This is a genomic window from Paraburkholderia fungorum, from assembly GCF_046027605.1.
Lineage (GTDB): Bacteria > Pseudomonadota > Gammaproteobacteria > Burkholderiales > Burkholderiaceae > Paraburkholderia > Paraburkholderia fungorum_F.
In genome coordinates, this window is record NZ_JAQQEF010000035.1 from 1 (window position 1) to 13,982 (window position 13,982).

11 protein-coding genes are annotated in these 13,982 nt (G+C 59.7%); 7 read left to right on the top strand and 4 right to left on the bottom strand.

Annotated features, from left to right (window positions below):
- Positions 1–67 precede the first annotated feature (67 nt).
- The 3 genes from PQR53_RS34700 to PQR53_RS34710 all read right to left on the bottom strand — a co-directional run bounded on the left by PQR53_RS34700 (position 68) and on the right by PQR53_RS34710 (position 4,666).
- Positions 68–1,153, bottom strand: coding sequence for a lipocalin-like domain-containing protein (locus PQR53_RS34700; RefSeq protein WP_408464455.1), 1,086 nt, complete (start codon positions 1,151–1,153; stop codon positions 68–70).
- Between the two features lie 203 nt (positions 1,154–1,356).
- Positions 1,357–3,927: an FtsX-like permease family protein gene (locus PQR53_RS34705; protein ID WP_408464565.1), complete on the bottom strand. Its 2,571-nt coding sequence runs from the start codon at positions 3,925–3,927 to the stop codon at positions 1,357–1,359.
- On the bottom strand, positions 3,917–4,666 hold the full coding sequence (locus PQR53_RS34710; protein ID WP_408464457.1) for an ABC transporter ATP-binding protein: 750 nt from the start codon (positions 4,664–4,666) through the stop codon (positions 3,917–3,919). Before PQR53_RS34710 ends, PQR53_RS34705 begins: the two co-directional genes overlap by 11 nt.
- A gap of 688 nt (positions 4,667–5,354) precedes the next feature.
- Here PQR53_RS34710 and PQR53_RS34715 point away from each other — a divergent pair.
- From PQR53_RS34715 to cyoD, 5 genes are all read left to right on the top strand, one after another.
- The gene (locus tag PQR53_RS34715; RefSeq protein WP_408464459.1) at positions 5,355–6,908 is read left to right on the top strand and encodes an NADH-quinone oxidoreductase subunit M; all 1,554 of its coding nucleotides are present in this window, start codon (positions 5,355–5,357) and stop codon (positions 6,906–6,908) included.
- 374 nt (positions 6,909–7,282) lie between these two features.
- Positions 7,283–8,182, top strand: coding sequence for a ubiquinol oxidase subunit II (cyoA, locus tag PQR53_RS34720; RefSeq protein WP_408464461.1), 900 nt, complete (start codon positions 7,283–7,285; stop codon positions 8,180–8,182).
- Between the two features lie 3 nt (positions 8,183–8,185).
- Entirely contained in the window at positions 8,186–10,204 is a 2,019-nt protein-coding gene (cyoB, locus tag PQR53_RS34725; RefSeq protein ID WP_408464463.1) for a cytochrome o ubiquinol oxidase subunit I, read from the top strand.
- Positions 10,204–10,821 (top strand): cytochrome o ubiquinol oxidase subunit III, encoded by a 618-nt coding sequence (gene cyoC / locus PQR53_RS34730; RefSeq protein WP_408464465.1) that lies wholly within the window; start codon positions 10,204–10,206, stop codon positions 10,819–10,821. The genes cyoB and cyoC overlap by 1 nt, the downstream gene beginning before the upstream one ends.
- Positions 10,822–11,163, top strand: a complete 342-nt coding sequence (cyoD, locus tag PQR53_RS34735) for a cytochrome o ubiquinol oxidase subunit IV (protein WP_408464467.1) — start codon at positions 10,822–10,824, stop codon at positions 11,161–11,163.
- Positions 11,164–11,258: 95 nt separating this feature from the next.
- On the opposite strand, the gene PQR53_RS34740 is transcribed toward cyoD, so the two are convergent.
- Positions 11,259–11,825: an MASE1 domain-containing protein gene (locus PQR53_RS34740; protein WP_408464469.1), complete on the bottom strand. Its 567-nt coding sequence runs from the start codon at positions 11,823–11,825 to the stop codon at positions 11,259–11,261.
- Between the two features lie 92 nt (positions 11,826–11,917).
- Between PQR53_RS34740 and PQR53_RS34745 the strand changes: the two genes are divergently transcribed.
- Together PQR53_RS34745 and PQR53_RS34750 are read left to right on the top strand one after the other, a co-directional pair.
- Entirely contained in the window at positions 11,918–12,265 is a 348-nt protein-coding gene (locus tag PQR53_RS34745) for a winged helix-turn-helix domain-containing protein (RefSeq protein ID WP_159002849.1), read from the top strand.
- A gap of 1,072 nt (positions 12,266–13,337) precedes the next feature.
- Positions 13,338–13,982: a hypothetical protein gene (locus PQR53_RS34750; protein ID WP_408464471.1), complete on the top strand. Its 645-nt coding sequence runs from the start codon at positions 13,338–13,340 to the stop codon at positions 13,980–13,982.

Here is a 13,982-nt window from a genome sequence, read left to right on the forward strand (position 1 = left end):
CGCCCCAAAAACGCGGCAAAAGAACGCCGGGCGCAATCTTGCCAGATGCGCGCCTACTCTTCCCGCATCACTCCTTCCCCATCCGGAGCGCATTCGCGTAACCCGTCAGCTCCAGATAAGCACGTCCGACGTCCACGCCTTCGCGGCTCACCCGCACGGCGCCTTCCCAATACACTGCGCCGGTCGATTGACGGGAATCGAGTTCCTGGTCGTCCATCAATGGATCGAGGTGCCATGTAAGCGTACCGGTTTTGACTGTCATCGAAACGGGATACGGCGTGTTCGTGCGTGGCGAGCGCCACGTGCGCACCGGAGTGAAGTCGACCTGATCGAGGCCGAATGTTGTCACCTGGCCGTCGCGATTTCTCAGCGCTGCATGTGCCCACAGCGCGTGTCCATCGCGACTGCGGACCTTGAAAGCCATCAAGGCCGAGCCATCTGACAAGTTGGCGCCGAGCCAATCCCATCCGACCGCGTCGGTAGCGAGCAGCGTGCTCGACCATTCATGATCGAGCCACGCCGCACCGGTAACAACTGTTTCGCCTCCCGATTTCCCGCCTGCCACAACCGGTCGAACTACGCCGCCGGTCACACGCAATTGCGGCTCGCTGTAGTAATAGCTCGCCTGTTCGGGTCGCGGACCTTTTCGTGAGTAGCCTTGCTCACCCTGTACCAGTGGCGATTGCGTTGGCGTCAGCGCGAGATGCAATGCGAATCCGTTCGCGTCGACCGTGACGTCGTAGTGGCCGTCGGCAGCACGGGTGATTTTCCATGCGTCGAGTTTGACGTCGGTATTGTTCGGCTTCGCATACGCCAGCCCGAAGCCCTGGCGCGCAATGCGCTGATCGTGCGCAAGATGACCGACAGCGGGATCGCTCAATGCGGCATGCGCAATGATCAATTGCGACGGCGCGAACGCACTCGGATCGGCCGCATCATGTCCAGTTGCCGAGCGAAAGAAGGTAATCTGGAAACCGAGCGGTTGATTGTCCGGGGTAGTGAGCCAGCCCGTCGCGTACCACCACTCGGTGCGAAAAGCCGGGTGTGCGCCAGTGTCTTGAGGCAGCACGATCGAATGGCCCGGCACGACCGCCGCGAACTCGGGTGTCGCGGCGACCGCAGATGCGGTGGCCACCAAACCCAGGCAAAGCAACGCCGCATGAATCGCAGCGCTAAGTCGCCGTGCACTTGCCAGGCGGGGCAGTGTAGCCGATGACCCGCCTGGAACGCTGTGCGCCAGACAGACCCGACCGCCTCGATAAGAGCGAGCCGCCACTCGATACGTCACTCGATACGTCGCTCCGTCCACCGCGTCATCCATCGACACCCGCACCATCTCACGCGGCAATTCCCTCATCACCAATCCTCCTTCACCGCGCGCACCGCATCCACCGATACCGCGCCGCGTCCTGCCATCACCGCCGTCGAACACGACGAAGCCAGCATCACCAACGCCACTGTGCCGAGCACCGTCCATGGAACATGCAGCGACATGCTCCAATGAAACGACTGCGGATTGACGACGAACACGAGGATCAGACTGATCGCGAACCCGAGAACGAAGCCCATCGCAATGCCACAAGCGGTGAGCATCCCGCCTTCGAATGCAAGAATCGCGAGAACCTGCGAGCGGGTCACGCCCACATGCCGCAGCATGCCGAACTCACGGGCCCGCGCGAGTGTTTGTGCGGAAAACGTCGCCGCGACGCCGAACAGTCCGATTACGATCGCGACTCCCTCGAGCAGATACGTGACGGCAAAACTCCGGTCGAAGATAACCAGCGTATGTGCCCGGATCTCTCCCGGTTGCGACAGATCCAGCGACGCGCCGAAGGGCAGCGCCCGCAGCCCGGTAATCACACGTTCAACGCTCGTTCCGGGTTGAACAGTGACAGCCACATCCGTCGCGCTCGTGTCGGCGGTCAAACGCCGATAATCCGCAAGCCGTATCTGGATCGCGCCGGTCTGACGTACGTAATCACGCCATACGCCGGCCACGACGAATACGTGACCGTGTTCGCCGAGCGGCAACTGCACGCGTTGGCCAAGCTTGTATCCATACAGATCGACCATTGCTTCGGATACCCAAACAGGTGTTTCCCCACTATGCAGTTGAGACGAAGGCAGCACCGCGCCCGTCATCTGCAGATTCGCGCCGGGATCGGCGGCATCGATTTCGCGCGCGAGCACGGCGACGTCCGGCCGTGCAGGATCGAGCGTGAGATGTGAGGTACGGGCAAACGCAGCCGTCCTGATGCCGGGCACAGCCGCCAGCAGCGTCTGTTCGTCGGGGCGTAGGGCGCCCGTATCGCCGTTCGGCGCCGCGCGCACGTACAGATCGGCCGAGAGCAGATGGCCCAACCAGTCTTCGACGGAAACGCGGAAGCTCGCCACCATGATCGCCATCGCGACGATCAGCGCGAAGCTCGACAACACGCCGCCCATGGCAATCGACGCATGACCCGGCGCATTCGCGAGGCGCGCCAACGCCAACGTGCTCGCCGCGCCGGCGCGACGCCGCGCGCTGAACGCACGGCTCGCGGCACCAAAAATCAAAGCGGTCACGCGTGGCATCAGTGCGATCCCGCCGACCAGCAGCAGCGCAACGGCCAGGTAGCCGCCGATGGGCGCATCGAACAACGGCGGCACCCGCGTCAAAACGGCGGCAACCAGCAGACATGCCAAAGCGGGCCAAGGCGTAGCGAGCCGCGCCAATGCGCCTTCTTCCGCGCCGGCTTTGAGCGCCGCTGCGGGCCGCGCACGTGCCGCCTCCAGCGCGGGGGCCAGACTGCCTAGCACCGACACGGCAATACCGAGCGTCAGAAACAACGCGGTCGCCAGCGGTTCGAAACCGACGTGCGGTTGCACGCCAGGAAAGTAGCCACCGCCCAGGTCGCTGCCGAAAAAGCGCAACGCACCGCTCGCCATCGCATAGCCAAGCACGAGTCCGGACAGCGAACCGAGCAGGCCGAGCAACGCGCCTTCCATCAGGATCTGACGTAACAACTGGCCACGCGTCAGTCCAAGCACACGCAGCATCGCGAACTGGGCACGGCGCCGCACAACGCCCAGCGCCTGCGTTGAAAACACGAGGAAGGCGCCGGTGAAAAGTGCCACCAGCGCGAGCACATTCATATTGATCCGATACGCGCGCGACAGACGATCGGTGCGGTTTTCGGCATCGCGTGTCTCGGCGATCACCCACTGGCTGCCGAGTCGCGCTTGCAGGTCCCGCTTGAAGCGTTCACGGTCGATGCCGCGTACGAGTTGTACGTCGATGCGAGACAGCTTGCCCACCTTACCGAACTTCCACTGAGCGGCGGCAATATCCATCACCGCCAGACGCTGACCCGGCCGTGTCCTCACGAGGCCACCGGCCACGCGCAAGTGCACGATCGAGGTGCCACTTTGCAGCGCCACGTCATCGCCGATCTTCACTTTCAACCATTGTTGTGCCGCCACCGAGAGAAACACCGTATCAGCCGAGAGCGTATCGAACGGCCGTTGCGGCGATGGCACGCCGATCAGATCGGGCGCAAGGCGGCTCGCCTTGAAGACGTCGATGCCGAGCACCGGCAGCGCCGCGCTCTGGTCCGGAACAGTCACATCAAGAGCGAGTACGGGACTCGTCAGCGCGACACCAGGCTCAGTCGACAAACGCGGATAGATGGACTCGTCGAATAGCGGCTGTGCGGCACGCACCTGCAGATCGGCCTGGCCCGACAGGCTGCGCGCCGCCGCCGAGAATTCATTGAAAGCCGCGCTGTTGATCAATTGAACCGCGTAGCCCAGCGCGACGCCGAGCGCGATCGTTGCAATCGCAACCAGTGCGCGTCCGCGATGACTGCGCCACTCTGCGTCCAACAACCAACGCGCGAGCATGCGATGACCTCGCATTCGCAGCAACAGGCGTGGCTCAGCGTCCATCATCGGCGGAACGCGCAGGGGTTCGAGCGTCGGCGTACGAGGCCGAAAAGGCGTTGCGTCCGGACGATGCATGCAGGCCGCCGTCGCTCAGAATCAGGATTCGATCCGCCACGGCCGCGGCTGCTTCCGAGTGCGTGACCATGATCGTGGCCGCACCGGTTGCCTTGCTTTGCGTGCGGAACAGACCGAGCACGTCGTGTGCGGTATCGGGATCGAGATTGCCGGTGGGTTCGTCGGCGAGAATCAGTTTCGGGCGATGCACAAGCGCCCGCGCAATGGCGACGCGTTGCAATTCGCCGCCCGACAACTGGCGCGGAAAATCATCGCCACGGCCGCTCAAGCCGACCGCCGCGAGCATGTCGAGCGCGCCGGCTGTGGGCAGCTCGTTGAGCAGCAGCGGCAGCGCGACATTCTGCGCAAGTGTCAGATGGGGCAGGACGTGAAACGCCTGGAACACGAAGCCCAGTTTTTGCCGGCGCAAACGCGTCGCCGCATTGTCATCCAGACGCGAGACCGCGCTGCCGTCGATGATCACATCGCCGCTATCCGCGCTGTCGAGTCCTGCCACGAGATTCAGCAGCGTCGATTTGCCGACGCCGGAGTCACCCATGATCGCGACGAATTCACCCGGCGCGAGTGTGAAATCGAGGTGCGCCAGCACGATGCGGCCGGCGCCGTAGGTCTTGCTGAGCCCGCGGCACTCGAGCGCGGGAACGACACCTTCATCTCGAAGCACCATGCGATATCCGATAAGTCAGGCCGGTGAGGGCGGTGTCGCGCTGTGCGAAGAACGGGCGCGCCGCGTATGAGCGTCGGCCCTGTGAACCGCCGAAGTATATTCGGCTTCTGTAAGGCTCGCAGGCGCATGCCGTCATCGTTGAAACCCAACTGAAAGCGGGCCGCCGAGCATTCAAGCCAGTTCATTTCCGAGGCTCGCGGCTATTTCTTTAGAGTGCCGGGTCAAAAAAATTTTCTGTTTGCGGACGCGCTAAATTTTTGATGGGTGCTCGAAATCGGTCTTTATAGCGTCTTATGCACCAGCATGATTCATTCCATTCCTGGACATGGCGTGGAAGCGTTTTTGCAAGAGTAGTTAAGCGGCCTCCAACTGCTTTCTTCTGCGTGCAAAAAGCATGGTGTATACCCTGCCTCGAAGGCTTTGTGCATCTGCACACTTTTCGATGTTTCGCAAGGGCCGACGTGGAGACGATGCGTTGTTTCAAGCGTTTCAGCCTTTGTTGCGCTGCAAAAGTATTCTTATCTTGGTAATCTCCCACCCTTGTTCATTCGACTGCGGGTAAACGCGAGGCAGGCAGCACTGTTTCGACGTCGATTTCAGCGAAATCCAGCCTACATATCCATTTCAATGCTTTCGTTTTCGAAGGCGTTGATGCGGCGTTTTGTATCTCAAGTTTTCAACAGAACACATGTCATTGCCTCCGCTTCTTAGCCTACTCATCTGGATCCCTATTGTCGCCGGCCTTGTGGTTTTGCGTGCCGGATCTGACGCGGCACGTAGTCGCACGCGATGGCTCGCGCTGATCGGCGCGGTCGCGGGTTTCCTGCCGGTGATTCCGCTGGTGTCGAATTTCCGCAACGACGTGACGTCGATGCAGTTCGTCGAGAACGTGCGCTGGTCGCCCACGTTCGATATTGCGTGGCACGTGGGTGTGGACGGGATTTCGCTGTGGCTCGTCGCGTTGACGGCGCTGACCACGATCATCATCGTGGTTGCCTCGTGGGAGTCGATCACCGAGCGCACCGCACAGTACTTCGGCGCCTTCCTGATGCTCTCGGGTTTCATGCAGGGCGTGTTCACGTCGATGGACGGCATGTTGTTCTTCATCTCGTTCGAAGCGACGTTGATCCCGCTGTACCTGCTGATCGGTACATGGGGCCATTCGAACCGCTCGTATGCCGCGGTGAAGTTCTTCTTCGTCTCGTTCCTCGGTTCGCTGATGATGCTGATGTCGATGCTGTATCTGTACAGTCAGACACACAGCTTCGACCTCGCGCTGTGGCGTGAAACGCACCTCGGCACCTGGCCGCAGGTCTTGATCTTCCTCGGCTTCCTGGCAGCGTTCGGCGTGAAGGTACCGATGTGGCCGCTGCACACGTGGCTGCCCGACGTCCACCTGGACGGCCCGACCGGCGCCGCCGTGATGATCGGTATGCTCAAGCTGGGCGGCTACGGCCTGCTGCGTTTCGCGCTGCCGATCGCACCGCAGGCCAGCCATTTCTTCGCGCCGATGATCATCACGCTTTCGCTCATCGCGGTGATCTATTCGAGCTTGCTGGCACTGGTGCAGACCGACATGCGCCGTTTGCTCGCGTATTCGACGATCGCTCACATGGGTCTCGTGACGCTCGGCCTGTTCGTCTTCAACCGTATCGGCCAGGCGGGCGCGATCGTACAGATGCTGTCATACGGTGTGGTTTCCGGTGCCATGCTGCTGTGCACGGGCATGCTTTACGACCGCACGAAGACCGCTTCGATCGCCGAGTACGGCGGCGTCGCCAACACCATGCCGCGTTTCGCCGCCTTCGTGATGCTGTTCTCGATGGCCAATATCGGTCTGCCGGGTACCTCGGGTTTCGTCGGCGAGTTCATGGTGTTGATGGGCGCGATTCGCTTCAATTTCTGGATCGGTGCCATCGCGGCTTCCACGTTGGTGCTCAGCGCGGCCTACACGCTGTGGATGTACAAGCGCGTGATTTTCGGCGCGATTGCCAATGCACGCGTCGCGAAGCTGCAGGACCTCGGCAAGCGCGAGTTCGTCCTGCTCGGCGCGATGGCTTTGCTGGTGCTGGCCATCGGTATCAATCCGAAGCCGTTCACCGATGCAATCGACCCTTCGGTCGGTACGCTGCTGGCCCAATCGGAACGAAGCGAGCATCCGTCGGACGCCGTGCCGGCTGACGGTGGCGAGCATCTGCAGGCGGCGGCACCTGCAACCGTCGCGGCACGCACACCGGGCTGATCGGAACGAAGCGCTGAGCGGGTGCAGCATTCGAAGCAAGGATGCTGCCTTCGCCGGCGCGGGCCTTTTCGCATCGACACACGTCTCTTTGCGAGCGTATAGCGCGGCGCAACCATTCAGATGGCGCTGCGTTTTAATGCTTGTTTGAAGGGACTTTAGTGATCCGGCGGCTCAGTCGGTACGTTGCGGAACCGCATGGTAGACCCTCGCGTGCGCACAGCCATGCGGCAACATGTCACACGGTGCTGCGACGCAATAGATCGTTGCGAAAATGAGTGTTTATATCCACTTGACGCGCCCTTATTATGCGAGCGCTTATTAATGGAGAACGGTTCAATGACGTTCGTGGAAGACGTAAAGAAAGGGCAATGCATATGAAAGGAAAGACTCTGGGCGGGTCGATAAGTTTCCTTTCCACCGGCCTCGTGTTGTTGCTCTCGGGTTGCAGCAACCTCGATATTCTGAATCCGAAGGGGAGTGTGGGTCTGGCCGAACGTGAGCTGATTACCACGTCGACCGTGGCCATGCTGATCGTGGTCGTTCCGGTGATCGCACTCACGTTGCTGTTCGCGTGGCGTTACCGCGCTTCGAACAGGAACGCCGAATACCGTCCGGGCTGGGTACATTCGACGGGTATTGAAATCGCCATCTGGACGATTCCGACGCTGATCATTCTGTTCCTCGCCGTGCTGACGTGGAAGAGCACGCACGAGCTCGATCCGTATAAGCCGCTCGAGTCGCAGGTCAAGCCGATCAACGTCGAAGTCGTCGCACTCGACTGGAAGTGGCTTTTCATCTATCCCGACCTCGGCATTGCCTCGGTGAACCAGTTGGCGATTCCGGTCGGCACACCGGTGAACTTCCTCATTACGTCCGACACGGTGATGAACTCGTTCTTCATCCCGCAACTCGGCGGCCAGATCTACGCGATGGCGGGTATGCAAACGCGTCTGCATCTGATCGCGGACGAGGCCGGCAACTATGCCGGCACCTCGGCGAATTTCAGCGGCAAGGGCTTCTCGGACATGAAGTTCCGTACGCTCGCCACGTCGCCTGAAGAGTTCAATGCGTGGGTTGCGAAAGTGCGCGCGTCGTCGGACACACTCAGCATGGACCGTTACCACGCGGTCTCGGCGCCGAGCGAGAAGGATCCTGTGCGCTACTTCTCGTCGGTCGATCCGAAGCTCTTTCACAACATCATTGCCCGATACAACAACGGTAACGTCATGGACAACATGAAGGACGCTAACTGTGCGCCAAAGGGTAAGGGGTAACGCATGTTCGGAAAACTTTCACTAGACTCGATCCCGTACCACGAGCCGATCATCATGGTGACGGCTGCCGGGATCGCCCTCGGCGGTGCGCTCGTTCTGGGTCTGATCACCTATTTTGGCAAGTGGCGCTACCTGTGGACCGAATGGCTCACGTCGGTCGACCACAAGAAGCTCGGCGTGATGTACATCGTGGTTGCGCTCATCATGCTGTTCCGCGGCTTCTCGGACGCGATCATGATGCGTACCCAGCTAGCGCTGTCGTATAACGCGCCAGGCTTCTTGCCGCCGCACCATTACGACCAGATCTTTACCGCGCACGGCGTCATCATGATCTTCTTCATGGCGATGACGTTCATGGTCGGCCTGATGAACATCATCGTGCCGTTGCAGATCGGTGCCCGCGATGTTGCGTTCCCGTTCCTCAACTCGTTGAGCTTCTGGATGACCGCTATCAGCGCGATCCTGATCAACATCTCGCTGGTGGTCGGTGAATTCGCGCAAACGGGCTGGCTGGCTTATCCGCCACTGTCCGAATTGCAGTTCAGTCCAGGTGTCGGGGTCGATTATTACCTGTGGAGTCTGCAGCTCTCCGGTATCGGCACGTTGCTGACTGGGGTGAACTTCTTCGCGACCATCGTCAAGATGCGCGCGCCGGGCATGACGTTCATGAAGATGCCGGTGTTCACGTGGACCGCGCTGTGCACGAACGTGCTGATCATGGCTTCGTTCCCGATCCTGACCGTGACGCTCGCGCTGCTCGGTCTGGACCGTTACCTCGGCATGCACTTCTTCACGAACGACGGCGGCGGCAACGCGATGATGTACCTGAACCTGATCTGGGCATGGGGTCACCCTGAGGTGTACATCCTGATCCTGCCGGCGTTCGGTATTTTCTCGGAAGTCGTGGCGACCTTCGCGAAGAAGCCGCTGTTCGGCTACAAGACGATGGTGTGGGCGACCTGCGCGATCATGGTTCTGTCGTTCCTCGTGTGGCTGCACCACTTCTTCACGATGGGTTCGGGCGCTGACGTCAACGCGTTCTTCGGTATCGCGACGATGGTCATTGCCATTCCGACCGGCGTGAAAGTGTTCAACTGGCTGTTCACGATCTACAAGGGCCGTCTACAGTTCACGACGCCGATCCTGTGGACCCTCGGCTTCATGGTCACCTTCACGATCGGCGGTATGACCGGCGTGATGATGGCGATTCCGGGCGCGGACTTCGTGCTGCACAACAGCCTGTTCCTGATCGCTCACTTCCACAACGTGATTATTGGTGGCGTGCTGTTCGGCTACCTGGCTGGTTTCAACTACTGGTTCCCGAAGGCGTTCGGCTTCAAGCTGAATGAGAAGTGGGGTAAGGCGTCGTTCTGGTTCTGGCAGATCGGTTTCTGGGTTGCGTTCACGCCGCTGTACGTGCTGGGCTTCATGGGCATGACGCGTCGTCTGAATCACTATGACAATCCGGATTGGCACCCGTGGCTGATGTTCGCGTGGGTCGGTGCTGTGCTGATCGCCATCGGTATCGTTTGCCAGGCGGTGCAACTGGTCGTCAGCATCCGCGACCGCAACCTGCCGCAAAACCGCGACGTCACGGGCGATCCGTGGGACGGTCACACGCTGGAATGGGCAACGAGCTCGCCGCCGGCCTCGTACAACTTCGCGATCATTCCGGACGTGCGTGAACTGGACGCATTCGCTGAAATGAAGTTGCGCAAGAATCAGCCGAAGCCGGTGTATAGCGACATTCACATGCCGTCGAACACATCCGCGGGTCTGGTTGTGGCGATGTTCTCGCTGGTGCTGGGTTTTGCCGCTGTGTGGCATATCTGGTGGCTCGCGATTATTGGTCTGGTCGGCGCGATCGGTACTGTGATCATTTACAGCTTCCAGAAGAACGAAGGTTTTTACATTCCGGCCGCCACGGTCGCGGCGATTGAAGCAAACCGCTCCGGTTCCGGTGCGCAGGTCGGGATTGACGGAAAACGCGTTGGTGCGCAGGTCACGTTGGAGGTGGATTGATGTCAAACAACACGCTTACGGCGGACTCGCATCATCACGATGCGCATCATGCCGATCATCCGCCGTCGCATTCGGTATTCGGCTTCTGGCTGTACCTGATGACCGACTGCATCATCTTCGCGTCGCTGTTTGCGGTGTTCGCGGTGATGGGCCACCAGTTCGCCGGCGGTCCGAGCGGCAAGGATCTCTTCGAGATTCCCGGCGTCGCGCTCGAAACGACGATGCTGCTGCTGAGCAGCATCACGTACGGCTTCGCAATGCTGGGCGCGCACAAGAACCGCAAGGGCGTGCTGCTGTTCTGGCTCGGCGTGACGTTTCTGCTGGGCCTCGCGTTCCTCGTGCTGGAAATGCGCGAGTTCTCGCACCTGATCGCTGAAGGCGCGGGCCCGAGCCGCAGCGCGTTCCTGTCGTCGTTCTTTACGCTGGTCGGCACGCACGGTTTGCACGTGACGTTCGGCCTGATCTGGATGGTGGTGCTCTCGATTCAGGTGATGGGTCATCGCGATCTGACCGAACGCGACATGATTCGCCTGACGTGCCTGAGCCTTTTCTGGCACTTTCTGGACGTCGTGTGGATTGGCGTCTTCACCTTTGTCTATCTTGCGAGCGTGATCTAAATGGACCATAGCCATAATGGACACTCGTCACATTCGGGTGAAAGTCACGGCAGCCTTGGCAGCTACGCGACGGGTTTTATCCTGTCGGTCATCCTGACTGTTGCGGCGTTCGGCCTCGTCATGAACGGGACGCTGACGGGCGAGAAGGCACTGCTCGCCATCGCGGGTCTTGCTCTCGTGCAGATCGTCGTGCATCTGGTTTTCTTCTTGCACATGAATACGTCGTCGGCGCAGCGGTGGAACGTGACGGCATTTGCTTTCACGGTGTTGACCGCGGTTATTGTGGTTGGCGGTACGTTGTGGGTTATGCATAACGTTAGTATGAATATGATGTCGCGCTGAGCTTAAAAAGTTTTAGCGTGAAATAAAGCCCCGCAAGATGAAGATCTTGCGGGGCTTTTCTATTTGGCCAGTGCAGTGCTTGCTGCCGGCTATTTTCAACTGCCGTCGCTCAAGGGAGCGACGTAGCGCTTCGGCAGCAGGCACAGCAGGAATTTCATCGTGTAGATGACGATCAGGGTGCCGAGCAGATCTCCGACGAACATCGCGATAAAGCGGTTGAAGATATCCTGCGTATCGCCGCGCAGAAAGAACCAGATGTGATGCAGAAGCGGACTTGCTACAGAGTACGCGAGCACCAGTACGAGCAGACGCTTCGCGGTGAGATTGGTGAGCGAAGAACGCAATCCGTAAAATTCCTGCGCGAGCCGATAGACCGCGTAGGGCGCTACAGCCGCGATGATGCCGCCCATGAAAGAGCGCACCACGTCGTTCGGAAAGAAATAGAAGCAGTTGACGAGCCAGCTGGCCAGCAGCAGGCCGAGCGCGCCGTCGCCGCCGAGCAGGAGCGTTGCCAGCAGTCGGATGCCTGCCGGCAAATAGATCCAGTTCACGCCACGCACGAATTCCGAGTGTGTGAAGATATCCTGATTCGCCCAGAGCGCAAAGATGAATACCGCGGCGGTGCCGACGACCGAGCAGAAATGCAAACGTAAGCTTGCCATCGAGGTAGAATTATTGGACCCGCAGTCATTAACGTTGCCATGTTAGCGCACGGGTTCTATTCCCTGCGCATCGCTTGCCCGCTAGAGCACACATGACCCGTCCCGCTGATATCTACCTTCGCTTTCTGCAGTTGACCGATGCCTTGCGCGGCTTGCCCTCGCTGCCGTCGCTCGACCCGCTGGAGGAGCGCATTCTTGCGCTGGTGGCGCGGGCCAGTCAGACGCGCGAACGGCTGTCGGTGAGAGACATGATGGCGAAGAGCGAGCTGGGTTCGCCGGCCATGCTGCATGCGCGTTTGAAGTCGATGCGCGAGAAAGGATGGATCAGTCTTGCCGACACTGAAGACGCGCGGCGCAAACAGATCGAACTCACGCAAGCGGCGTTGCGGCATTTTGATAAGTTGTCGGAGTGTCTGGTTAAGGCGGCGAAGAACGGGTAAGGCTTCGGGCAGTACGGATTGATACGCTCGGTCGCGTTATTAAATGCTTTGCGGACGCTGTTGATTAGATAGAGCGAGTCCAGTTTATAAAATGCCTAAACGTATATATCGGCAAGCTCGGCAAAAACTTGAGGATTTTTTTCGGCACTGACCGCGTGCTGAACTACCGCGCCAAAATAACCTTCTGGATGCTTCCTCGCGCTTGCGAAGCGGCGCGTAAACCGTTATATTTTTTATATCAAAAAAAGAACCTGAGAGAGTTGTAGTGCGGCAAGCGCGAGAAGACCAGGACCGCCGGGGCGTTAGTGATGACGCTTCGGCGGCGCCGCATTGTCAGTGAGCGAGGCGGGCAGCGCTGCGCGGTTGCAACAGTTTGAACTGTCGAGAAATTGTGGTAAGCCGCCGGAAAAGTTGCAGTGCGTGAGCTTTTCAGAGCGTTTAACGTTTGCGCGTGTGCCACGGCTATTTTTGTACCGGATAGATGCAGACGCTCAGTGTTTCAAACGGATGAAGGCGGCCTTCGGCGCATCAATAAAGCAACGGGAAGATTAAGTGTGAAGTTAATAGATGCGCAGTCTCAATATTTCTCATATACTCGCGATGAAACACACCTAGGAACGGATTTAGTCGTTCCGAGTTGAAGACCTCCTTCCAGAAGAGATAGAAGAACTATGAAGACCTTGATTGCTTCGGCGGTTGTACTGGCGTTGGCCGCGCCTTCGTTTGCGTTTGCGCAGACGGCTCCGGCGGCAGTGGCTGGCCAAGTTTCCGGTGCGGGCGCCGGTGGTGGTGCTGCGGGCACTGGTGCCGTTGCTGGCGCAGCTGGTGCCGCGGGCGCCGGTACTTTCGCCGGTGTGAGCATCGGTGTGGCGGCTGCTGTCGGTGCCGGCGTTGCAGCGGCGGCTGCGGTTGCAGCTGTTGCGGCTGCGGGCGGCGGGGGTGGCTCCACTGGTACGACGGGTACCACTGGTACGAACTGACGCTATTGCACTTATCTGCTCGGCTGAATGCAAAGGGCCCCGTTGGGGCCCTTTGTTTGCGCCTGAGATGTATGCCGTATTCGAACTAAAACATGTTGGCGCGTCTGCTTTCGCTTTGCTGCATCACATTGCTATGCAGTTGCTCGACCTCGATGCAGGCCATCGTCGATGTCACTAATCTATTTCGCCACACCAGTGACGGTCAGGTGGGGAGCGCTCAACTTGACAATCGTTACCGCTATTTGCGCGTGTCCATTCGTGGTCGGGCGACGTTGTTGATTCTCGGCTATGTCGACAACGATCCGCTTGGCCCGGTCGAAACCTGGTATAGCGGTGGTGGTAAAGAAACAGTGCGGCTGCAAAATGGGCGATTCGTCGGCGGTGCGGGGCTGCCGGTCGAATGGGTTAACGTGAGTCTATCGGCGCAGCCTGACTGGAATACGGTGAAGCAGCCGGTGCAAATCACGCGCCGGCGCGACGTCATGCCAGGCTACGAATACGGGCTGACCGACACGCTGACCGTCACTCCGGTCCGGGCGCCGCGCGGCACAGACTTTTCCGGCAAGACTGATGGCTCATTGCAGTGGTTCGAAGAATCATCGTCCGGTAGCGCGGCACTTCCGCCATCTCACTACGCGGTGCGGACCATCGGCGGTAAATCGCAGGTGATCTACGGCGAGCAGTGTCTCAACCAGTCCTTATGCATTAGCTGGCAACGCTGGCCCGCCAATTCCTAG